Source organism: Bradyrhizobium amphicarpaeae, from assembly GCF_002266435.3.
In the GTDB taxonomy this organism is placed as follows: domain Bacteria; phylum Pseudomonadota; class Alphaproteobacteria; order Rhizobiales; family Xanthobacteraceae; genus Bradyrhizobium; species Bradyrhizobium amphicarpaeae.
In genome coordinates, this window is record NZ_CP029426.2 from 4,879,769 (window position 1) to 4,901,367 (window position 21,599).

Annotated in this window: 17 protein-coding genes; 10 read left to right on the top strand and 7 right to left on the bottom strand. The window is 65.9% G+C overall.

Going from position 1 to position 21,599, the window contains the following annotated elements:
• The first annotated feature begins 107 nt into the window (after nucleotides 1-107).
• Nucleotides 108-914, top strand: a complete 807-nt coding sequence (locus tag CIT40_RS23020; RefSeq protein ID WP_094895801.1) for a transglutaminase-like domain-containing protein — start codon at nucleotides 108-110, stop codon at nucleotides 912-914.
• Between the two features lie 1,090 nt (nucleotides 915-2,004).
• Here CIT40_RS23020 and CIT40_RS23025 read toward each other — a convergent pair.
• Complete coding sequence (locus CIT40_RS23025; RefSeq protein ID WP_094895802.1) at nucleotides 2,005-2,241, bottom strand: DUF1127 domain-containing protein; 237 nt, start codon at nucleotides 2,239-2,241, stop codon at nucleotides 2,005-2,007.
• A 186-nt stretch (nucleotides 2,242-2,427) separates the two neighbouring features.
• Here CIT40_RS23025 and CIT40_RS23030 point away from each other — a divergent pair, with 186 nt between their 5' ends.
• Nucleotides 2,428-3,771 carry an aminotransferase-like domain-containing protein gene (locus CIT40_RS23030; protein ID WP_094895803.1) on the top strand — a complete coding sequence of 448 codons (1,344 nt, stop codon included), beginning with the start codon at nucleotides 2,428-2,430 and terminating at the stop codon, nucleotides 3,769-3,771.
• 21 nt (nucleotides 3,772-3,792) lie between these two features.
• Here the strand turns inward: CIT40_RS23030 and CIT40_RS23035 are convergent, their stop codons facing one another.
• Entirely contained in the window at nucleotides 3,793-4,380 is a 588-nt protein-coding gene (locus CIT40_RS23035; RefSeq protein ID WP_094895847.1) for a hypothetical protein, read from the bottom strand.
• A 78-nt stretch (nucleotides 4,381-4,458) separates the two neighbouring features.
• Between CIT40_RS23035 and CIT40_RS23040 the strand changes: the two genes are divergently transcribed.
• Entirely contained in the window at nucleotides 4,459-4,893 is a 435-nt protein-coding gene (locus tag CIT40_RS23040; protein ID WP_094895804.1) for a hypothetical protein, read from the top strand.
• Nucleotides 4,894-4,955: 62 nt separating this feature from the next.
• On the opposite strand, the gene CIT40_RS23045 is transcribed toward CIT40_RS23040, so the two are convergent.
• The 3 genes from CIT40_RS23045 to CIT40_RS23055 all read right to left on the bottom strand — a co-directional run bounded on the left by CIT40_RS23045 (nucleotide 4,956) and on the right by CIT40_RS23055 (nucleotide 9,531).
• Nucleotides 4,956-7,355: an EAL domain-containing protein gene (locus CIT40_RS23045; RefSeq protein ID WP_094895805.1), complete on the bottom strand. Its 2,400-nt coding sequence runs from the start codon at nucleotides 7,353-7,355 to the stop codon at nucleotides 4,956-4,958.
• Between the two features lie 100 nt (nucleotides 7,356-7,455).
• On the bottom strand, nucleotides 7,456-8,880 hold the full coding sequence (locus CIT40_RS23050; protein ID WP_094895806.1) for an MFS transporter: 1,425 nt from the start codon (nucleotides 8,878-8,880) through the stop codon (nucleotides 7,456-7,458).
• A 144-nt stretch (nucleotides 8,881-9,024) separates the two neighbouring features.
• Complete coding sequence (locus CIT40_RS23055) at nucleotides 9,025-9,531, bottom strand: YciE/YciF ferroxidase family protein (RefSeq protein WP_094895848.1); 507 nt, start codon at nucleotides 9,529-9,531, stop codon at nucleotides 9,025-9,027.
• 428 nt (nucleotides 9,532-9,959) lie between these two features.
• Here CIT40_RS23055 and CIT40_RS23060 point away from each other — a divergent pair, with 428 nt between their 5' ends.
• The 7 genes from CIT40_RS23060 to garD all read left to right on the top strand — a co-directional run bounded on the left by CIT40_RS23060 (nucleotide 9,960) and on the right by garD (nucleotide 19,908).
• Nucleotides 9,960-11,042 carry a lysylphosphatidylglycerol synthase transmembrane domain-containing protein gene (locus CIT40_RS23060; RefSeq protein WP_094895807.1) on the top strand — a complete coding sequence of 361 codons (1,083 nt, stop codon included), beginning with the start codon at nucleotides 9,960-9,962 and terminating at the stop codon, nucleotides 11,040-11,042.
• An 85-nt stretch (nucleotides 11,043-11,127) separates the two neighbouring features.
• Nucleotides 11,128-13,080, top strand: coding sequence for an SGNH/GDSL hydrolase family protein (locus CIT40_RS23065; RefSeq protein ID WP_094895849.1), 1,953 nt, complete (start codon nucleotides 11,128-11,130; stop codon nucleotides 13,078-13,080).
• Between the two features lie 353 nt (nucleotides 13,081-13,433).
• Nucleotides 13,434-14,339: a LysR family transcriptional regulator gene (locus CIT40_RS23070; RefSeq protein WP_094895808.1), complete on the top strand. Its 906-nt coding sequence runs from the start codon at nucleotides 13,434-13,436 to the stop codon at nucleotides 14,337-14,339.
• Between the two features lie 128 nt (nucleotides 14,340-14,467).
• Nucleotides 14,468-15,412, top strand: a complete 945-nt coding sequence (gene kdgD, locus CIT40_RS23075; RefSeq protein WP_094895850.1) for a 5-dehydro-4-deoxyglucarate dehydratase — start codon at nucleotides 14,468-14,470, stop codon at nucleotides 15,410-15,412.
• A 25-nt stretch (nucleotides 15,413-15,437) separates the two neighbouring features.
• Nucleotides 15,438-16,781 (top strand): glucarate dehydratase, encoded by a 1,344-nt coding sequence (gene gudD, locus CIT40_RS23080; RefSeq protein WP_094895809.1) that lies wholly within the window; start codon nucleotides 15,438-15,440, stop codon nucleotides 16,779-16,781.
• A 22-nt stretch (nucleotides 16,782-16,803) separates the two neighbouring features.
• Entirely contained in the window at nucleotides 16,804-18,252 is a 1,449-nt protein-coding gene (locus tag CIT40_RS23085; protein ID WP_094895810.1) for an aldehyde dehydrogenase family protein, read from the top strand.
• A gap of 114 nt (nucleotides 18,253-18,366) precedes the next feature.
• Nucleotides 18,367-19,908, top strand: a complete 1,542-nt coding sequence (garD, locus tag CIT40_RS23090; RefSeq protein WP_094895811.1) for a galactarate dehydratase — start codon at nucleotides 18,367-18,369, stop codon at nucleotides 19,906-19,908.
• Nucleotides 19,909-19,925: 17 nt separating this feature from the next.
• On the opposite strand, the gene CIT40_RS23095 is transcribed toward garD, so the two are convergent.
• A complete protein-coding gene (locus tag CIT40_RS23095; RefSeq protein WP_094895851.1) occupies nucleotides 19,926-20,666 on the bottom strand; it encodes a hypothetical protein in 741 nt (246 codons plus the stop codon).
• A 5-nt stretch (nucleotides 20,667-20,671) separates the two neighbouring features.
• Nucleotides 20,672-21,559 (bottom strand): MipA/OmpV family protein, encoded by an 888-nt coding sequence (locus CIT40_RS23100; protein ID WP_162307626.1) that lies wholly within the window; start codon nucleotides 21,557-21,559, stop codon nucleotides 20,672-20,674.
• Between the last annotated feature and the right edge of the window lie 40 nt (nucleotides 21,560-21,599).

A 21,599-nucleotide genomic window follows, 5' to 3' on the forward strand; every position in this document is an offset into this window, starting at 1 on the left:
TTCGACGAGGCAGGCGGCTGTTGCTGCGATGCCGACCGGAGTTCGAGCCTACACGACCAATCCCGCCGGCCGATTCCGGTCAGCGCAATTGAAACCGAGGCCCAAGCATGCGCATCCGTGTCGGTTTCGAGATGATCTACGACTTCAAGCAAGTCACGCCGTTGATCGCCATGGTCGGAACGCATTTCACGCGGGCCTCCGATATCGTCGTACCGGATCACCTTGTTACCTCGCCATCTGTGCCGATTACGCCTTACCGCGACAGCTTTGGAAACTGGTGCAGCCGGCTCGTTGCGCCTCCCGGCCGCATGATTTTGTCTGCCGACGGTACGGTGCGCGACAACGGTCTGCCCGATGTGGTCGTCCCTTCGGCTACACAGCACGCGGTCGAGGATCTTCCCTCGGAGACCCTCCTCTTCCTGCTCGGCAGCAGGTATTGCGAAACGGATCGGCTTTCCGACATTGCCTGGAAGCTGTTCGAGAAGACGGCGCCCGGCTGGCCGCGCGTCCAGGCGATCTGCGATTTCGTTCACCATCACATCGCTTTCGGCTACGAGCACGCACGGCCGACCATGACGGCGTGGGACGTCTTCAACGAGCGCAAGGGCGTTTGCCGCGACTATGCGCATCTCGCCATCGCATTCTGCCGTTGCATGAACATCCCCGCGCGCTACTGCACCGGCTATCTCGGCGACATCGGCATTCCGCCGCCCTACGCCCCCGGCGACTTTGCAGGCTGGTTCGATGCCTATCTTGGCGGCCGTTGGTACACCTTCGATGCACGCAACAACACGCCGCGCATCGGCCGGGTCCTGATCGCCCAAGGCCGCGATGCGGCGGATGTTCCGATTGTCCATACTTTCGGACCAAGCGAGCTCGTCAGCTTCAAGGTGTGGACCGACGAGCTGGTGTGAGCCGCACTCTCGTTGGTCGATTGCGCGCATGACGGACGAGTTCTGGCCGCCGGGACGACACTCCACTCGACCCCAGGGCCACAATCCCTTGTGTTGCCCGACGGGCAAAACACCCAAGCGGCCGGTCAATCCGCGACGTCGAAAATATTCCACTTTACCGAATTTCGGAAAGGGCGTATGTGTCGCCTCGACCCGGCCCAAGGAAGAGGGGCGTATCGCGATCGTCACGAACGCGGGCCGGACGGCGGTGGACGCAGATCGCATTGGCGCGAAGGGTTTTGCAGGGCGGGCAACCGTGAGCGAAAGTATCGCGCACACGACCGGTGTGATCGGCGTACGGCAAAATCGTGTGGTCCTGGCGCCCGCAGTCTGGCGTCAAGTGTTGCGGTGATGTGGAGGGCCCAACCGGGCCCACGCATCAGCCATCCGCAAGGCGACGGGGCAATAGTGCAACGCTCCCGGGGAGAGCACGACATAAGCCGTAAAGCCACTGCGCAGGGAAGGCCGGGATGTCCTGGCTACACCTGTATGCCACTGTGCAGCTTCTTGTCACGCAGGATTCGCACAGTGGACCGCGGGTGCCAGCCGGCGCCCGGTCTTCCCTGCGCCCTCTTTCTATCGAGGGTGAAGCGATCAAACAAATCTCGGGCGAAATGCGTCGCGAGGATGCGAAGCCATGTCTACCGCTTGAAAGCAGAATACCGAATGTTGTCACGAGCACTAACTTGCGACCGTCACCCTGAGGTGCTCGCCTCTTCGGCGAGCCTCGAAGGGCGACAGCCCGGCTGCACCAGCTCGGCCGCTCATCCTTCGAGGCTCAGCATGCGATGCGTTCGCATCGCACGCCTCGCACCTCAGGATGACGGGACGGATATTGCGAGCGCGGAGAGATTGTGTATGGCTTGACCTCGCGCGCCAAAACACCGCTCTCGTGCCCCGAACGCGGCGCAGCACTCCCGGCGATGCGGAGCATCGTCCGGTGTGATGCGCTGCAGAGCCGGGGCCCATGCATCGGCGCGTGCCGTGGTCCTCGGTCCCGGCTCTGCGCAGCAGCGCAAGAACGCTGCAGCGCGTCCGGGACACGAGAGCCTCACAGATACCGCGTCAGCTCGGCCTTGACCTGCCCGTAGACGGCGTCCTCGATCTGGCTGCGCGTGATCCCGATGTCGCGCAGGGCGCGGTCGTCGAGGTCGCTCAAAGTCTTGATGGCCGAGCGGCGCTCGAGGCTGTTGAAGAGCGCATAGGCGCCCTGGGCGAGCATGCTGAAAAATCCGCCCGTCGAGGATGGGCGTAAACTCCGCCCGGCAGTTTGCGAGATCGTGGTCATGTTTCTTCTCCGGCCTGGTGTCCCGCGCGGCGAAGCAGGCGCCGTTGGCGCCGACGCTGTCAGCGCCTGCACCTCATTTGCCGTCGGATTGCTCTCGCTTTCCTCGGCTCAATCGTGGAACTTGATGGAACTTAAATGCTCCAGTACACTACTCGGAGCAAGTGAAACATTGCTCTCGGTGCAATAATGTCCAAGTTCGAGTACGTGAAGCTTGCCGACGCAATAGCCTCGGATATTTCTAACGGGACGTTAAGGCCCGGCGACCGTCTGCCGCCACAGCGAAATTTTGCTTACGATCGGGGCATCGCGGTCTCGACCGCGAGCCGTGTTTATACGGAGTTGCTTCGCCGCGGGCTCGTCGTCGGCGAGGTCGGCCGCGGCACCTTCATCTCAGGCGACATCAGGCGCGAGGTCGAGGCCTTGAGCGAGCCGCGCGATGCGCGGATCGATTTCGAGGTCAATTATCCGCTATTGCCGCAGCAATGGGCGATGATCGCCAAGAGCCTCGCGGGACTGGAGCGCGTCGACGCGCTGGAATCCGCGCTGCGCGTCTCGACCAGCACCGGCACCAAGAGCGCGCGCAATGCGGCTGCCGCCTATCTCGCGCGCAAGGATTTCGCGCCGCAGGCCGAGCAGATCGTCTTCACCGCCAACGGCAAGCAATCGCTCGCGGCCGCGCTCGCCGCACTCGTCCCCACCGGCGGCCGCTGCGGCGTCGAGGCGCTGACCTACCCTTACGTCAAGAGCATCGCGGCGCGGCTCGGCATCACGCTGGTCCCGATTCCCATGGACGAATTCGGCGCGCGTCCCGATGCGATCCAGAAGGCGCATCGCGAGGCGCATCTGTCGGCACTGTATCTGCAGCCCATCATCCAGAACCCGCTCGGCGTCACCATGAACGCGACGCGGCGCGCCGACATCATGCGCGTCGCCGAGAAGCTCGACCTCACCATCATCGAGGACGCCGTCTACGGCTTCCTCGCCGACGACACGCCGCTGGCTGCACTCGGGCCGGACCGATGCATCGTGATCGACAGCCTGTCCAAGAAGGTCGCGCCTGGCCTCGCGCTCGGCATCCTCGTGGCGCCGCCTCGCTTGCGCGAGAGCGTGATGAGCGCGGTCCGCACCGGCGGCTGGATCGCCTCGGGCCACGCACTCGCCTCCGGACAACGGCTGATGGCCGACGGCACCGTCGCCGAGCTGACGCGGCTGAAGCGCATCGACGCGACGCGCCGGCAGCAGACCGCGGCAAGATTGCTCACCGGTTATCAGCACGCCGCCGATCCGCGCTCCTATCATCTCTGGCTGACGCTGCCCTCGCACTGGCGCTCGCAGACCTTCGTCGCGGCTGCGGCCCGGCGCGGCATCGCGCTGACGCCGTCCTCCACCTTCGCGATCGCCCACGGCCATGCGCCGAATGCGGTGCGCCTCGCGCTCGCCCCGCCCACGTTCGAGCAGCTCGATTCCGGCCTGCGCACGATCGTGTCGCTGCTCGGCACCAAGGAAGAGGATTTCGACTCGACCGAGTAGCGATTGGTCGTAGCGATCGGTCTAGGGCAACAACGCCTTCGGCACCTGATCGAGGCGATAACTCTGCGGCCGGTTGCGCCGGACGAAGCCGCCGACCTGCCAGGCGAACAGCGCGGCAAAGCCGAGGATGAACAGCGCGCCGGCGAACTCGCCGATGACAAGCGCCCGGATCAACAGGCCCGCCATCACCACCGTCAGCACCGCGAGGAATACCAGCACCGTCGCATAGGCCGTGCGGCCGAGCCCGGAGGTCAGCACCGCGCGGCTGCCGGCCTTCGCCATCCGTGCATGCAATTCGACGATGAATTCACGAAAGCCGTTGTCCTGCGGCGCCATCAGCGCCGCGGTCTGCCAGCTCGTCGACAGGATCGCGATGCGGCGGCCGCCCGTGTGGGTGACGTCGGCGCGAAAGCGGTGCTGCTGCATCGACACCGGACGGAACGACAGCCGGATCGCGTCGATCTCGTCATAAGGCCACAGGCCCGAGCGGCTGCCGATGTGCCAGGACAGCCCCTGCTCCGTCAACGCGAAGCGATGCGCCGAGCCGATCAGCGAGGCCCTATAGGCATAGCTCACAACCGGCACGGCCTCGGCTTCCGACCCCTGCATCCCGACAATCAATCCCGTCCGCGCCATCCGCCCGCGATCCGCTTGCGCGATCGCCCTCGCCCATCCTACAAGCGGGGCATGGCTGAGACGACCTTTTTTCCGCGCCGCCTGATTCTCGGCGCCGCCGTGATATCAGGCGTGCTGCTCGCGCTCGCGGTGCACATGCTGGGCGCGCGCTATGGGCTCGACCTCGGCGGTCTCTGGCGCTCCGACACGCACGAGTTCATACCCGCCGGCGCTGCGATCGCGTGGTGGCTGATCGCGACGGTCGGCTTCTCCGGCGGCTATTTCACGGCGACATTGATGCAGAGCGCCGCCGACGGCCAGATCCCGCACCGGATGCGGCAGTTCCTGATTGCGGTCGGGGTGCTCCTACTCGCAGGCGCAGGCCAGGTGGCCGCGGCACCGAGCCCGGTCCCGACCATCTCCGGCATGCTGGCGGCCCTCGCCGCGCTGTGCCTTGGCGCCGTGATGGCGTTCTGCGGCGCCCATTTCGCCCTGCGCCGCGGCTAGAGCATGATCCGGAAAAGTGCGAAGCGGTTTTCCGGATAGATCATGCTCAAACAACAGAGTCCTCACGCCGACGCCAGCAGCCGCGGACGGTTCAGCATCATCGCGACGTCGGAGGCGGGCCGCGGCTTGCTGAACAGATAGCCCTGCGCCTGGGTGCAGCCCTCGCGCCTGAGCAACTCGAGCTGCACGTCGTTCTCGACGCCTTCCGCGGTGGTGACGATCCCGAGGCTGCGGCCGAGACCGGTCACGGCGCGGATGATCGCCATGGAATCCTCGCGCGTCGCCAGCTCCGACACGAAGGAGCGGTCGATCTTGATCTTGTCGAACGGAAAGCTGCGCAAATAGCTCAGCGACGAATAGCCGGTGCCGAAATCGTCCAGCGAGATGCGCACGCCCATGGCGCGCAGCTCATGCAGCGTGGTCAGCGTCGCCTCGCTGTTCTGCAGCAGCACGGATTCGGTGATCTCGAGCTCGAGACGGCGCGCGTCGAGTCCCGAGACCGCGAGCGCTGCGGTCACGGAGGCGATCAGGTTCGGATTCTTGAACTGCACCGGCGACAGATTGACGGCGAGATCGACATCGTCCGGCCAGGTGGCGGCATCCGTGCAGGCCGAGCGCAGCACGAATTCACCGAGCTGGAGGATCAGTCCGGTCTCCTCGGCCAGCGGAATGAAGTCGATGGGTGCGATCAGGCCGCGCTGCGGATGGTTCCAGCGCAGCAGCGCCTCGAAGGCGACGACGCGGCCGCTGGCGACGTCGCGGATCGGCTGATAATAGGCCTCGAACTCGTCGCGCTGCAGCGCCGCGCGCAGGTCCATTTCCAGGAGGCGCCGCGCCTGCGCGCGCGCATCCATGCCGGTCTCGAAGAAGCGATAGGTGCCGCGGCCGTCCGCCTTGGCGCGGTAGAGCGCGAGGTCGGCGTTTTTCAGCAGCTCGCTCGGATCGCTGCCGTCCTGCGGCGACAGCGAAATGCCGATCGAGACGCCGATCACGATCTGATGGTCGTCGATCTCGTAGGGCGCCGAGATGATCTCGACGAGCCGGCCGGCAAGCGATCTCGCAGCGGTCTCCTCGGAACGACCGATCTGGACCACGGCGAACTCGTCGCCGCCCAGTCGCGCCACGGTGTCGCTCTCGCCGACGGCCGCCGTCAGCCTGCGCCCGACCTCCTTCAGCAGCGCATCGCCGATGGGATGGCCGAGCGAGTCGTTGATGTCCTTGAAGTGATCGAGATCGAGACACAGCACCGCGAGCTGATCGCCCGATCTGGTCCGGCGCAGTCCCTGCTCGAGCTGCTCGTGGAACAGCACGCGGTTCGGCAGGCTGGTCAGCGCGTCATGGCGCGCCATGTGCGAGATCTTGGCCTGCGCCTCCAGCCATTCGGTGATGTCCTCGAAGGTCGCGACCCAGCCGCCGCCCTGCATCGGCTGGTTGACCACCCGGATGGAGCGGCCGAACCGGTTGACGACATCCGTCGTGGTGCGGCCCTCGCGCGCGTCGGCGACGAGGCGGGCGAAGAATTCATCGGCATCGCCGTGCCACTCGCCCTTGGCCTCCTCCTCCCTGAGCACGTCGACCAGCAGGCGACCGGCCAGCGCGATGTCGGTACGGCGAAGCATGGCGGCATAGCGCTCGTTGAACAGCATGATCTTGCCGTCCGCATCGAACATGCAAAGCCCCTGCGACATGTTCTCGAGCGCCGTATCCAGCACCATCTGCTGGGCGCCCAGTTCGCCCTTGGCGCGGCGGTCGAGCAGCGCAGCCACGAGCGCGATCGCGATGATCGCAACCGCGGCGCTGGCGGTGAGGAAGGACAGCGAGGCCGGCGGGATCGAGAGGCCGCCGATCGCGAGCGTCGGATCCGGCGTCAGCACCACCGCACCCATTGCGGTGAAATGATGCGCGACGATGCCGACCGTCAGCAGGACCGTCGCCGTCAGTGCATGGAAGAGGTCGTCGCGCCGCGCGGCCATGAGCAATGCAAGCGCCGCAAAGACGATACCTGATAGCACCGAGACCGCGACCGTGCTTCCGATCCAGCCCACCCGCGCCGGTATTTCCAGCGCCGCCATGCCGGTGTAATGCATCGCCGCGACACCGCTGCCGACGATGGCACCGCCGAGGGCGATCCACACCGCGCGCGAGGACGATACGGCGATGCTCAGCCCCACGAAGGTCACCGAGATCGCAAAGACCAGCGACAGGATCGTCACTGGAATGTTGTAGGCACCGGCGCCGCCCGGTCCGTAGGCGAGCATCGCGATGAAATGCGTCGCCCAGATGCCGCAGCCACTGACGGCCGCGTCGAGGCCAAGCCAGGCCAGGCGTCCGACGCCCTTGGTCGCCCGCGCCCGGTGGAACAGGCTGATCGCCGCCGCGCTGGCGAGCAGACACACCGCGCCGCCAAGCGCGACGAGCCGCCAATCGTGCTCTTCGGTGAGACAGTAGAGAACTTGATGCATCGCGGGCCTCTGATGGACCCGCACATAAACCGACAGAGGTGGACAGATGGTAACCGGCTACATGCCTGTTGCGGCAATGGTGAACGGAAGCTGTGTCCATTCACTCGGATTTCTCATCCCTCGCGGGAACACCGAGGCCGATCACAACGGCAGCGAGCAGCAGGACGGATGCAGATACGACCAGCGAAAGATGCAGCCCCGCCATGAAAGCCCCCTCCGCGGCCACCAGCGAGCCGAACAGCGCGACGCCGAGAACGCTGCCGGTCTGCCGTGTCGCGTTCAGGACGCCCGCCGCGATGCCGGACCGCGCCTTGTCGACACTGCCCAGCAAGGTCGAGGTCAGCGGCGGAACCAGCAGTCCAAGTCCGGTGCTGATCGCGATCATCTGCGCGCAGATCATCCAATAACTGGTGTCAGCTTCGATCCACAGCAGACCGAGACAGCCGAGCGCCGAGATGCTGGCGCCGAGGACGATGGTCGGGCACGGCCCGATGCGCTCGGCGAGGCGTGGCGCCAGCAGATTGACCGGCAGCACCGCCGCCATCATCGGCACGAAGGCGAGCCCGGTCCACCACGCCGACAGCCCGTTGATCCGCTGGAAGTACAGGCTGAGCACGAAGATCAGGCCGTAGATCGCGGTGTTGACGAGCAGGCCGACCAGCGCGGTCAGCGCGAACAGCCGGTGGCCAAACAGCGACAGCGGCAGCATCGGCTGCGCCGCGCGCCGCTCGCGCCATAGGAAGAGCGCGGCGAAAACGGCGGCCCCGACGAAGGCCGCGATCACCGCCGGATGATCCCACCCGAGCGCACCGCCCTCGATGATCGCACCGGCCAGCGCTCCCAGCGCCCCGATCGCCGCAAGCTGGCCGGGCAGATCGACCTCGCGCGCGGGGGAACGCGGGGTTTCACTGGCGTAGCGCCAGCTCAGCCCGAAGCCGGCAAGCCCGATCGGCAGATTGACCAGGAAGATCGCGCGCCAGCCGACCAGCGTGATCAGCGCGCCGCCAACGAAGGGGCCGGCGGTGAGCGCAAGGCTCGCTCCGGCAGCCCAGACTGCGACGGCACGGCCGCGCGCGCGCTCGTCCGGATAGGCATGGTTGAGGAGCGCAAGGGAATTCGGCACCAGGATCGCCGCCGCAAGCCCCTGCACCAGCCGCGCTGCAATCAGCACGGCAGCATTGGGCGACAACGCGCAGGCGAGCGAGGCCGCGGTGAAGATGGCAAAGCCGGCCATGAAGACCCGCTTAGCGCCGATTCGGTCCCCGAGCGCGCCTGACGTCAGGATGAAGGCGGCAAACGCGATGGTGTAGGCGCTGACGACCCATTGCAGCTCGGCCACACCGCCGCCGAGCGTCCGGCCCATGGCATCGAGCGCGGTGTTGACGATGGTGACGTCGAGCTGCACCACGCCGTAGCCGAGGCTCATCGCGGCCAGCGTGAGCGAGGTCGCAAGAGCCGAGGCGGCGCGTGGCGTGCTGGCCCTGCCCTCGTTGAAGGCTTCATATTTGCTGGTATCGGCTCGCATGCTGCACCTCAATTGCAGCCCCATGCGACTTATAGGCTTCCAGCTCGCCGCCATGCTTCGAGATTGATCGAATAATGATGCCAGGTACAAATATGAAAGCGCCGCGCGGATGACCGCGCGGCGCCCTCCTCGTTCAGCTTGGGCTTAGCTCGCCGCGCGCAGATTCACCTTGCTCTCGGCGAGCGTCGTCAGCTTCTGGTCGGTCGCCTTCTCTTCCTCAAGCGTCTTGGCGAGCACGCTGGCGCAGTCGTTGCGGCCGAGTTGCTTGGCCCAGGCGATCAGGCTGCCATAGCGCACGATTTCGTAATGTTCGGCGGCCTGCGCCGCGTTGATCAGGGCGGCGTCGAGCACCGCCTTGTCGGCGACTTCGCCGGCCGTCTCCTCGGCTTCCTCGATGATGCCGTCGATCGCCGGGCAGTCGACCGCCTTCACGGGGACGCCGTGCATCTTGAAGACCTCCTCCAGCCGCGCGACGTGCTGTTTCGTCTCCTCGAGGTGCGTCAAAAAGCCCTGCTTCAGTTGCGGATCGGTGGCCTTGCTGGCCATCTTCGGCAGCGCCTTGGTCAGCTGCTGCTCGGCATAATAGATGTCCTGCAGCTGGTGCACGAACAGGTCGTTCATGGTCTTGATGTCTTTAGTGAACAGTCCCATCGTTCCGTCCTCTTCCGATTTCTGGAACACGAAGGCAGCGGCTTGCACGAAAGCCGCTTGTTCCGCCGTGTCCGGTTGCTGATGGGGGCCCAACGAGCGCGCGGCATCGGCGTTCCAAAAAGACCAGTATGACTTGCGCTGGAACAATGCGGATGGCGTCGGGATCGAAGATCGTGTCGACATACGACATGCGTGAGCCGGGCCCGCGCTCACGACTCATATGCTTAACGCGCCAGCGATGTGAACCACGTATGACAAAGGGGCGGGTCCGGCGCAGAACCTATTATTGTCAAGGGCTGCACAAGCCGCAGTTTATGCCTTAAATGATCTGGATCATGCATAGCGATCGATGCCTGCCTTTGGCCACGATCGCACCCGACCGGCCAATGCCTGGCCCGGACGGTCTTTGCCCGCCGCCGGGAGGATGAATGCACGGACTGCTGCCAGCGCTGAAGCGCGGGTTCAAGAGATGGATCGGCTGGCGACGACTTGGAGTTGCCGCGAGCATCTTCATCATCGCCTTCGCGATCACCTCGCTGGTGCGGACCCTCAAGGGCATCGATACCGGGGTCATCCTGACCGCGTTAACCGAGATTCCCCGCGGGAATATCGGGCTGGCGGCGATCTGCGTGTTTTTCGCGTTCTGTACGCTGACCTTCTACGATTTTTTTGCACTGCGAACGATCGGCAAGAAGCACGTGCCGTACCGGATTGCGGCGCTCTCCAGCTTCACGTCCTATTCGATCGGCCACAATATCGGCGCCACGGTCTTCACCGGGGGCGCGATCCGCTTCCGGATCTATTCGGACTATGGGCTGAACGCGATCGACGTCGCCAAGATCTGCTTCCTGTCGGGCCTGACCTTCTGGCTCGGTAACATCTTCGTGCTGTCGATCGGCATGGCGATCCATCCGGATGCGGCGTCCTCGATGGATCAGCTCCCCTCCTCGATCAACCGGCTGATCGCGCTTGGCGGGCTCGCCTCGATCGGCGCCTATCTGGTCTGGCTCATGATGGGCGAGAAGCGGCGCGAGCTCGGCCAGAAGGGCTGGAAGGTCGTGCTGCCGTCGGCGCCGCTGACGCTGGTCCAGATCCTGATCGGGGTGGTCGATCTCGGCTTCTGCGCCACGGCGATGTACCTGCTGATGCCGGCCAACCCGCCGATCGACTTTATGTCGCTGGCCGTGGTGTTCATCCTGGCGACGCTGCTCGGTTTCGCCAGCCACGCCCCCGGCTCGATCGGCGTGTTCGATGCCGCCATGCTGCTGGCGCTGCCCGAATTCGGCCGCGAGCAGCTGTTGGCGACGCTGCTGGTGTTCCGCATCCTCTATTTCGTCATCCCGTTCGGTCTCGCCATCTCGATCATGGGCACGCGCGAGCTCTGGATGAACGTGGTCGAGCCCTGGCAGGAGCGGCGGCGGCTGGCGGAGGCCTGCGCGCAGGCCAATCTGCCAAAGCAGGTGGCAGCCATGGAGCGCGAGCGGGCGCTGCGGCAGGCTAATCAGCGGTAAGTCGCGAGCGCCAAGACAAAGCTTGCGGGCGGCAGAGCAATCCTCTCTTATTTCCGCCTCAACTTTGCCGTTGAAGACGCGGGCCATGATCCCTTCATTCCTTCGCACCCTTTCCGCAGGCGCCCTGTTGCTTGCCGGGATTCTGATTGCCATGCCGCCGGAGCGCGCCAGCGCCCAGGACGCCGGCGCCCTGCAGATCAATTGGGAGGTGCGTAACCGCTTCCGGCTGTTCCGCGAGGAGCGCGACTTCCTGCTCCATGTCGAGAACGCCCGCAACCGCAGCATCCTGGCCGCCGAGCAATCGCTGGAGCTCCAGAGCGAGGGCCGCGGCTGGGCCCGCAACATGGTCAACCGGCTCTGCATCGACCTGCAGGGCCGGGTCAACCAGCCCTGCACCCGCGACAATATCAAGGAAAACTACCTGACCCCGATCGACCATCCCGTCACCGTGCGCCTCACCGGCGCGGTGCCGGTCGGCGCCACCTGCGCCTGGTCGTTCGACGACGGCGACGGGCCGCAGCAATCGACCTTCGACTGCGCCGAGCCGATCAATCTGCGCGTCCGCTACGGCAAGCAGACGGTTGCGACCGTCGACGTCTCCTCCGGCTCCGATCCGACCCAGCGCGTCCAGACCGAGATCCAGGTCCGCGACATCTTCATCGCCGGCCTCGGGGACAGCATCGCCTCAGGCGAAGGCAATCCGGACCGGCCACTGGCGCTGTCTGACGAAGGCTTTTGCTTCCGCTCCTATCTGGGCACCGCCGGCGCGCAGTACTACCGGCCGAGCCGCCATGGTTTCAAGGGCGGCCGCGCCTGCGAGGCGCCGGATACGCTCGCCAATTGGCAGCGATACAGTGCACTCTGGTTCAACTCGCCGTGCCACCGCTCGCTGTACAGCTACCAGACCCGCACCGCACTGGCGCTCGCGGTGCGCTTCACGCACATCGCGGTGACCTTCCTGCCGCTCGCCTGCACCGGCGCCAGCATCAGCGACGGGCTGCTCGGCTCGCAGCGCGCCCGCGAATGCCCCCCCGGCAAGACCGGTGTCTGCAACACCAGCGTGAACGCGCAAGTCGCCGAGTTGCGCGAGGCGCTTACCGCAGCGAAGAAGCGCCAGCCCGACCGCACGCTCGACCTCGTGCTGCTCTCGGTCGGCGCCAACGACGTCTATTTCTCCGGTCTCGTCGCCGACGTGATCGTCGAGACCTCGACCGAGCGCGCGCTGTTCCGCCGCTCCGGCGTGATGGCGACCGTCGACGATTCCCGCGACGCGCTGGCGCGCGAACTGCCGCAGAATTTCGTCAAGCTGCGCGAGGCGCTCAAGCCGCTGGTCGGAGGCGACCTCTCGCATGTCGTCTATGTCTCCTACGCCAACCCCGCGCTCGCCGACGGCGGCGTGCCCTGCCGCGGCGGTCGCGCCGGCTTCGACATCCATCCGGCCTTCAACGCCGATCCGCAGCGCCTGGCGCGCGTCTCGACCTTCGTCGACACCGAGTTCCTGCCGCAGCTCAAGGGGCTCGCCACCTGCACCCGCGGCGCGCTGTGCCGCGATCCCGAAGCCGACCGCATGACTTTCGTCGATGCGCACCAGGCCGCGTTCGCCGATCACGGCTTCTGCGCCCATTCCGGCAATGACCCCGAATTCGACCGCACCTGCTTTGCCGAGAACGGCCAGAGCTTCAATCCCGACATCGTGAGCGCGGCGAGCCAGCCGATGCTGTGCGGCCGCGGCGCCTCGGAATATCGCGCCTATTTGCCCCGCGCGCGCTGGATCCGCGACGCCAATGACAGCTATTTCGCCGCGATGACCTATCCGCAAGGGTTGCCGGCGGCGAGCCAGCCGACCGATATCCACGACGCCACCTGGGGCGTGCTCTCCGCCGTTTATGGCGGCGCGGTGCATCCGAGCGCGGAAGGGCATGCGGCGATGGCGGATGCGGCGCTGCCGGCCGCCAGCACCGTGCTCGGCCTCGACGCCGTGCCGCCGGGCGTGACGCGCGGACTGCTGCCGCAGCTGTTGCCGAGCACGCAGCAGTAGAAGCGAGAGCTTTCTCCACACCCGCGTTGTCATCGCCCGCGAAAGCGGGCGATCAAATACTCCGTGAGCGCGGAGCACTTGCCGTTCCATCAATCCAAAAACGGCATCGATCGATACCCCCTTCAACTTGGACACCCCGCCGCGCGCACCTCTAGGAATCGCAAGCCGCCGACCTCGCGATGGTGGTCGGCAAGATCGAGCGAGTGGTTTTCAAACGTTCCTCCTGAGCGTTCCGAGTGATCGGAGCGGGACAGGCAACTCAACGGCGGCCCAAAAAGCCGCCGTCTTTGTTTTGGGGATGATCGATGCTAGAAGTACCGGGGAAACGCCTTATCCATCTAAGGCATGTATCGATGTTCGACCTCAACCAGCTCCGCTGTTTCGTCACGGTGGCGGAGGAATTGCATTTCGGCCGCGCCGCGACGCGGCTGAACATGACCCAGCCGCCACTGTCCAGGCAGATCCAGGTGCTCGAACACATCATCGATGCGCCGCTGCTGGAGCGCACCAGCCGCTCGGTGCGCCTCACCCCGGCCGGGCGCAGCTTCCTGCCGGAGGCGCGCCGCATCCTCAAGCTTGCCGAAAGCGCCTCGCAGGTCGCCCGGCGCATCGCGCTCGGCAAGACCGGCTCGGTCAAGATCGGCTTCACCGCGGCCGCCGCCTACGGCTTCCTGCCCGAGCTCGTCGCCGCCTGCCGGGCAAAACTGCCCGAGGTCGACTTCTCGCTGAAGGAGATGGTGTCGGGCGACCAGTTCGAGGCGCTGACCTCGGGCCAGATCGACGCCGGCCTACTCAGGCCGCCGATCGCGCGGCCCGAACTCACCAGCCGCCGCGTCGTCGCCGAGCCCCTGCTTGCCGCCATCCCGAAGAAGCATCCGCTGGCGAATGCCGACAGCATCACCATCAAGGATTTCGACGACCAGCCCTTTGTGATGTATTCGCCTTATGAGAGCCGCTACTTCCACGATCTCCTGGTGGCGCTGTTCACCCGCGCCGACGTGCTGCCGCGCTATGTCCAGCATCTCAGCCAGATCCACTCGATCCTCGCCATGGTGCGCGCCGGCCTCGGCCTCGCCATCGTACCGGCGGCCGCGGCGAGCCTGAAGATTTCCGACGTGCGCCTGCGCCCGCTGAAGCTGCGCACGCGCGTCCCCGTCGAGCTGTTCATGGTCTGGCGCCGCGACGACGAGAATCCGCTGCTGTCGGCGCTCGTCAAAATCGCCGGCGAACTGGCCTCCGCGGAGCCAGCGGAGGATTGATGCTGATTTCGCATCGGTCGATATAGGGTTTGGCTTGGACCCGCATCGAACGGTCTCCTAAACCACGGCGCATGGGCGCGCAGATGTCGGTGGCGTCCTCCACAACACGCAATGACGGAGCAGCGCCCGTGAGCAAGATGACCCCGCAGGAGATGGCCCAGAAGATCGGATCGGGCCTCCTCTCTTTCCCCGTCACGCCCTTCAGGGCTGACTACTCTTTCGACGAGGCGACCTACCGCGCCAACATGGACTGGCTGTGCGGTTACGACGTCGCCGGCCTGTTCGCCGCTGGCGGCACCGGCGAGTTCTTCTCGCTGACAGCGACCGAGGTCCCTGAAGTCGTCAGGATCGCGGTCGACGAGACCAAGGGCCGCGTGCCCGTGCTCGCCGGCACCGGCTACGGCACCGCGATCGCCCGCGAGATCGCTGTTGGTGCCGAGAAGGCCGGCGCCGACGGCCTGCTGCTGCTGCCGCCCTATCTCACCCATGCCGAGCAGGACGGCCTTGCCGCCCATGTCGAGGCGGTCTGCGCCGCCGTGAAGATCGGCATCATCGTCTACAACCGCGACAACGCGATCCTCCAGCCCGACACGCTCGCCCGCCTCGCCGAGCGCTGCCCGAACCTCGTCGGCTACAAGGACGGTATCGGCGACATTGAGCTGATGACCCGCGTCTACACCAAGCTCGGCGATCGCCTGACCTATATCGGCGGCCTGCCGACCGCGGAGACCTTCGCGCTGCCCTATCTCGACATGGGCGTGACGACCTATTCCTCGGCCGTGTTCAACTTCGTGCCGGAATTCGCCACGAACTTCTACGCCGCGGTGCGCAAGCGCGACCATGCTACGATCCAGGCCGGGCTGAAGCACTTCATCCTGCCGCTGATCGCGATCCGCAACCGCAAGAAGGGCTATGCCGTCTCGATCATCAAGGCCGGCATGAAGGTGATCGGCCGCGATTCCGGCCCGGTCCGCCCGCCGCTCACTGACCTCACCGAGCAGGAGATCGTCGAAGTGAGCGCGCTGGTGAAGAATTTGCCCGCCATCCGATCGACACAACAGGCGGCAGAATAAGGACGACAACAACGAGGAGCGAGCGATGGCCCTGACCGAGATTTCCGGCGCACCCGTCGTCACCGCGATGCAGGTGATCCCGGTCGCGGGCCGCGACAGCATGCTCCTCAATCTCAGCGGCGCGCATGCGCCGTTCTTCACCCGCAACATCGTCATCCTCACCGACAATGCCGGCCACACCGGCGTCGGCGAGGTGCCGGGCGGGCAGAAGATCTGGCAGACGCTGCAGGACGCCCGCGATCTCGTGATCGGCAAGACCGTCGGCGCGCTGAACAACATCCTCGCGGACGTCCGCACGGCCTTCGCCGACCGCGACGCCGGCGGGCGCGGCAAGCAGACGTTTGATCTTCGCGTGATGATCCACGCGGTCACGGCGATCGAATCCGCTCTGCTCGATTTGCTCGGCCAGCATCTCAACCTGCCCGTCGCCGCGCTGCTCGGCGAGGGCCAGCAACGCAAGAGCGTCGAAACGCTCGGCTATCTCTTCTTCGTCGGCGACATCAGCAAGAGCAAGCTGAACTACGTCCCGGGCGAGACCGGCAAGCCCGAATGGTTCAACCTCCGCCATCAGGAGGCGATGACGCCCGAGACCGTGGTGCGGCTCGCCGAAGCCACCCACGACCACTATGGCTTCGCCGACTTCAAGCTGAAGGGCGGCGTGCTGCGCGGCGAGCAGGAGATCGAGGCCGTCAGCGCAATCGCAAAGCGTTTTCCGAACGCCCGCGTGACGCTTGACCCCAATGGCGCCTGGTCGCTCGAGGAGGCGATCCGCCTCTGCAAGGACATGCACGGCATCCTCGCCTATGCCGAGGACCCCTGCGGCGCCGAAGGCGGCTTCTCGGGCCGCGAGATCATGGCCGAGTTCCGCCGCGCCACCGGGCTGCCGACCGCAACCAACATGATCGCCACCGACTGGCGCCAGCTCTCCCATGCGCTGCGGCTCGGCGCGGTGGACATTCCGCTCGCCGATCCCCATTTCTGGACCATGCAGGGCTCGGTGCGGGTTGCCCAGACCTGCCGTGACAACGGCCTGACCTGGGGCTCGCACTCCAACAACCATTTCGACATTTCGCTGGCCATGTTCACCCATGTCGGCGCCGCCGCCCCCGGCAAGGTCACCGCGATCGACACCCACTGGATCTGGCAGGACGGCCAGGCCCTCACGAGCGAGCCGCTGCAGATCAAGGGCGGCAAGATTGCCGTCCCCGACCGCCCGGGCCTGGGTATCGAAATCGACAGGGCCGCCATCGACGCGGCGCATGATCTCTACAAGCAGCATGGACTCGGTGCCCGCGATGACGCTATTGCCATGCAGGACCTGATCCCCGGCTGGACCTTCGACGACAAGCGTCCCTGCCTCGTGCGTTAAAACAATTCCTCGGAGGAAAAAGATGACTGCGATCCTGAAGAATTTCATCGGCGGCGAATGGGTCGACGGCTCCGGCGTCACCAGGAACATCAACCCCTCCAACACCAACGACGTCGTCGGTGAATACGCCAAGGCCGACAAGGCGCAGACCGAGAAGGCGATCGCCGCCGCCAAGGCCGCCTTCCCGGCCTGGGCGCAGTCTACGCCGCAGGTGCGCTACGACGTGCTGAACAAGATCTCGCTCGAAATCCTCGCCCGCAAGGAAGAGCTCGGCCGCCTGCTGGCGCGCGAGGAAGGCAAGACGCTGCCGGAGGGCATCGGCGAGGTCGCGCGCGCCGGCCAGATCTTCGCATTCTTCGCCGGCGAGGCGCTGCGCCTGATCGGCGAAAAGGGCGCCTCGGTGCGTCCTGGTATCGACGTCGAGCTCACGCGCGAGCCGATGGGCGTCGTCGGCATGATCACGCCCTGGAATTTCCCGATCGCGATCCCGGCCTGGAAGATCGCGCCCGCGCTCTGCTACGGCAACACCGTGGTGTTCAAGCCGGCCGAGCTGGTGCCGGGCTCTGCGCATGCGCTCTCCGAGATCATTGCCAAGTCCGGCATTCCGGCCGGCGTCTTCAACCTCGTGGTCGGCTCCGGCTCGGTGGTCGGCCAGACCTTGCTCGAGCATCCGGACGTCGCGGCGATCTCCTTCACCGGCTCGGTGCAAACGGGGCGCAAGATCGCGCAGGCCTGCGTGCTGTCGAACCCGATGAAGAAGTTCCAGCTGGAGATGGGCGGCAAGAATCCGCTGGTTGTGCTCGATGACGCCGACCTCAAGACCGCCGTCGAGGTCGCCGTCAACGGCTCCTATTTCTCGACCGGGCAGCGCTGCACCGCATCCTCGCGCCTGATCGTCACCGAAGGCATCCACGACCGCTTCGTCGCGGCGATGGCCGAGCGCCTGAACGGCCTGTCGGTCGACGACGCGCTCAAGGCCGGCGTGCATATCGGCCCGGTCGTCGACCAGAGCCAGCTCGACCAGGACCTGCGCTACATCAAGATCGGCCAGGACGAGGGCGCCAAGCTGGCCTTCGGCGGCGAGCTGCTCAAGCGCGAGACGCCCGGCCACTATTTGCAGCCGGCGCTGTTCACCGAGGCCAACAACAACATGCGCGTCGCGCGTGAAGAGATCTTCGGGCCCGTCGCCGCCGTCATCCGCGCCAAGAACTACGAGGAAGCGCTGGCGATCTCCAACGACACCGAGTTCGGCCTGGCCTCAGGCATCTGCACCACCAGCCTGAAATACGCCTCGCACTACAAGCGCAACAGCGAGTCCGGCATGGTGATGGTCAATCTGCCGACCGCCGGCGTCGACTATCACGTGCCGTTCGGCGGCCGGAAGGGCTCGAGCTACGGCGCCCGCGAGCAGGGCTCCTACGCGCGCGAGTTCTACACCACGGTGAAGACGGCCTATACGTTCCCGGGTTGATCGACTTCGTAGGGTGGGCAAAGCGAAGCGTGCCCACCGCTTACGTTCGATGTGAAGATGGTGGTACGGCGCGTTGCGCCTTTGCCCACCCTACGGCTTCGGAGGCAGGCGCAGATGGACCAGGACGTCGCAGCGAAAGAGCAGCCCCGCTACATCAAGCTCCACGAGCGCGACAATGTCGCGATCGTGGTCAACGATTTCGGGCTTCCCGCCGGCTCGCGCTTTGCCAGCGGACTGACGCTGCGCGCCTTCGTGCCGCAGGGACACAAGACGGCGCTGGTCGATATCGCACAGGATCAGCCGATCATCCGCTATGGCGAGATCATCGGCTACGCGCTCTCCCCGATCCTGGCCGGCGAATGGGTCGACGAGGCCCGCATCCGCATGCCGGAGGCCCCCGACCTCGACAAGCTGGAGATCTCCACCGCGGTCCCCGCGCCGCTGCCGCCGCTCGACGGGTTTACCTTCGAGGGCTTTCGCAACACCGACGGATCGGTCGGCACGAAAAACATTCTCGGCATCTCCTCCTCGGTGCAATGCGTCAAGGGCACGATGGAATATGCGGTGAAGCGCATCCGCGCCGAACTGCTGCCGAACTACCCCAACGTCGACGACGTCGTACCGCTCACCCATGCCTACGGCTGCGGCGTCGCCATCAATGCCCCCGATGCCGTCGTTCCGATCCGCACGCTGCAGAACATCGCGCTCAATCCGAATTTCGGCGGCGAGATTCTGGTGATCAGCCTCGGATGCGAGAAGCTCGCGCCCGAGCGCCTGGTGCCGGAAGGCGTCAGCGACGCCATCGTCCGCATGCAGGACGAAGCCTTCGACGGCTTTGGCGCCATCGTCGATGCGATCATGACGCAGGCGGAAGCCCGCCTGAAAATTCTCAACAAGCGCACCCGCGAGACCTGCCCGGCCTCCGACCTCGTCATCGGCCTGCAATGCGGCGGCAGCGACGCCTTCTCCGGCGTCACCGCCAATCCCGCCGTCGGCTTTGCCGCGGACCTCCTGGTGCGCGCCGGCGCCACCGTGATGTTCTCGGAAGTGACCGAGGTGCGCGACGCCATCCAGCTCCTCACCCGACGCGCGATCAACGAGGACGTCGGCCGCGCGCTGGTGCGCGAGATGGCCTGGTACGATTCCTATCTCGCGCGCGGCGGCGCCGATCGCAGCGCCAACACCACGCCCGGCAACAAGAAGGGCGGCCTCGCCAACATCGTCGAGAAGTCGCTGGGCTCCATCGTCAAGTCCGGCTCATCCGCGATCACCGGCGTGCTCTCGCCCGGCGAGAAGGCGACGCAGAAGGGCATGCTGTTCGCGGCAACGCCGGCAAGCGACTTCATCTGCGGCACGCTCCAGCTCGCCTCCGGCATGACGTTGCAGGTGTTCACGACCGGCCGCGGCACGCCCTACGGCCTTGCGGCCGCTCCCGTGATCAAGGTCGCGACCCGCACCGAGCTTGCCCGCCGCTGGAAGGACCTGATCGATTTCGATGCGGGCGGCATCGCCACCGGCGCGAAGACCATCGAGGAGACCGGCTGGGATCTGTTCCGCCTCATCCTCGATGTCGCCTCCGGCCGCACCAAACCGTGGTCCGACCGCTGGGGCATCCACAACGATCTGACGCTGTTCAATCCGGCGCCGGTGACCTGAGCGGCAGCGAGCCGGCTTCACTGGTCTCCGATCAGGTGCATGTCAGCGAACGTGACGGGCAGGCTGCGCATAATGAGATCGACGACTGCCGCGCGTAAGCGTTCGCTCGACGCAGAGCCGCCCAGCGTGTCATCTATCGGCCCGCTCGGACCGGCCAGCTGCATGGTCCCGGTGTTGTCGAGCGGCGCGGCCGCCCGCTTCTCGATCACGTCGAATGATTTGCCGTCGATGACACGGACCTCGTAGAGCGCGTGGATCAGACCGTAGTCAGCAAGCAGCGTGCGGTACTCAGCAAGCCCGACGCCCTCGACGTTGCGGCCATTGCCGAGTTTCGATTTGGCCCGGGTGATCACGATGTAGGCGTCGAGTCCCCGCGGGGCGACATCGCTGCGCACCAGCTCCTTGAACGGATCGCTGCGCAGGAGATTGACGGGCGCGACCACCAGGTCCCTGACCGCGGCGAAAGCGGCGCGCCTGTAGGTCAACGACTGCACCCGAAAGCGTCCGTCCAGCAGCCTGGTCGCCTGCTGGACGATCAAGTCGTCCAGCGCCCAGGCGCTGATCGGCAGGCTTTGCGCGGTGGCGCCCAGTCGGGTCAGACCGGCTTGCGTGAGGCTCATCTCCTCGCCGATGGCGGAAACGATGCCGACGGTCTTGATCGCCTGAATACGACTCGCGCGCGTCTCGAACGCCGCGGCGGCGCCGAGAGCGACGCAAGCCGTCGTGAAGCCAATCCATAAAAAAGCAATGCGGCGCATGAGGCTCATCGAATCCTGAAGTCGAACGAATAGGACGCCCCGAGCCCAACGGTGGTCTGGTTCGACGACCCCCGCAGCTTCACCAGCGGACTGTCCGCGGCATCGCCCAGCAGCTTCTCGTATTCGACATAGGCATGCACCTCCCATTGCGGCTTGATGCGATAGGAGATCTGGCTGCCGAAGCCGACCGAGTGCGCGCCGCCCTTCGCGCCGTATGTCGGCAGCCCCGATGCCAGCGCCTGCGCCGCATCGACGCCGAAGTAAGGCGCCGTCGCCTTGGTGCTCTTCCACGTAAAGCGCGGGCCGGCCGAGATCGTGAGTCGCTGAATCAGCGGCACGATGACGTCGGCGGAGAGGTCGGCGACCGCGCCTGTATGGCCCCCCATGCCCTGGCGCAGTTCACCGCGCAGGCGCAGCCAGTCGACCGGATAATATTCGACGAAGCCGCCGAGCTCGTAGGCGGCCTTGACGTCGCCGAGGCCTGTCAGCTCGGCATATTTGTCGGCCTTGCGCGAGGCGACGTATTTGAACGCCGGGCCCGCGCGGAAATTGCCGATGTCGAGCAGTGCAATGCTGGCACTGTCGCGCGGCCCGCGAAACTGATCGATCGATCCGGCACGGCGGATGGAGAAGATCGGTATCGGCATGAGCTTGCCGTTCTTCGACCCGACGAAGTCGGGCATGTACTGGCCGCCGATGCCGACCATGACCGTCCAGTTTCCAGAGGGCGAGGGCAGCATCGGCAGCTCGAATGGCGGTGCCGGCAGCGTGAACGCGGTCTGCGCCGATGCGGCTTGCGCGGTAGCCGTGATTGTACCGAGTACTGCGAGACAGGCGGTCGTCGACCGCGCATGCGCCGTGAGGCGGAGAGCGGCTTCGTCAAAATGGTTCATTACGGGGCCCCATCGGCCTTGCTGGCCGAACAGACTGGTG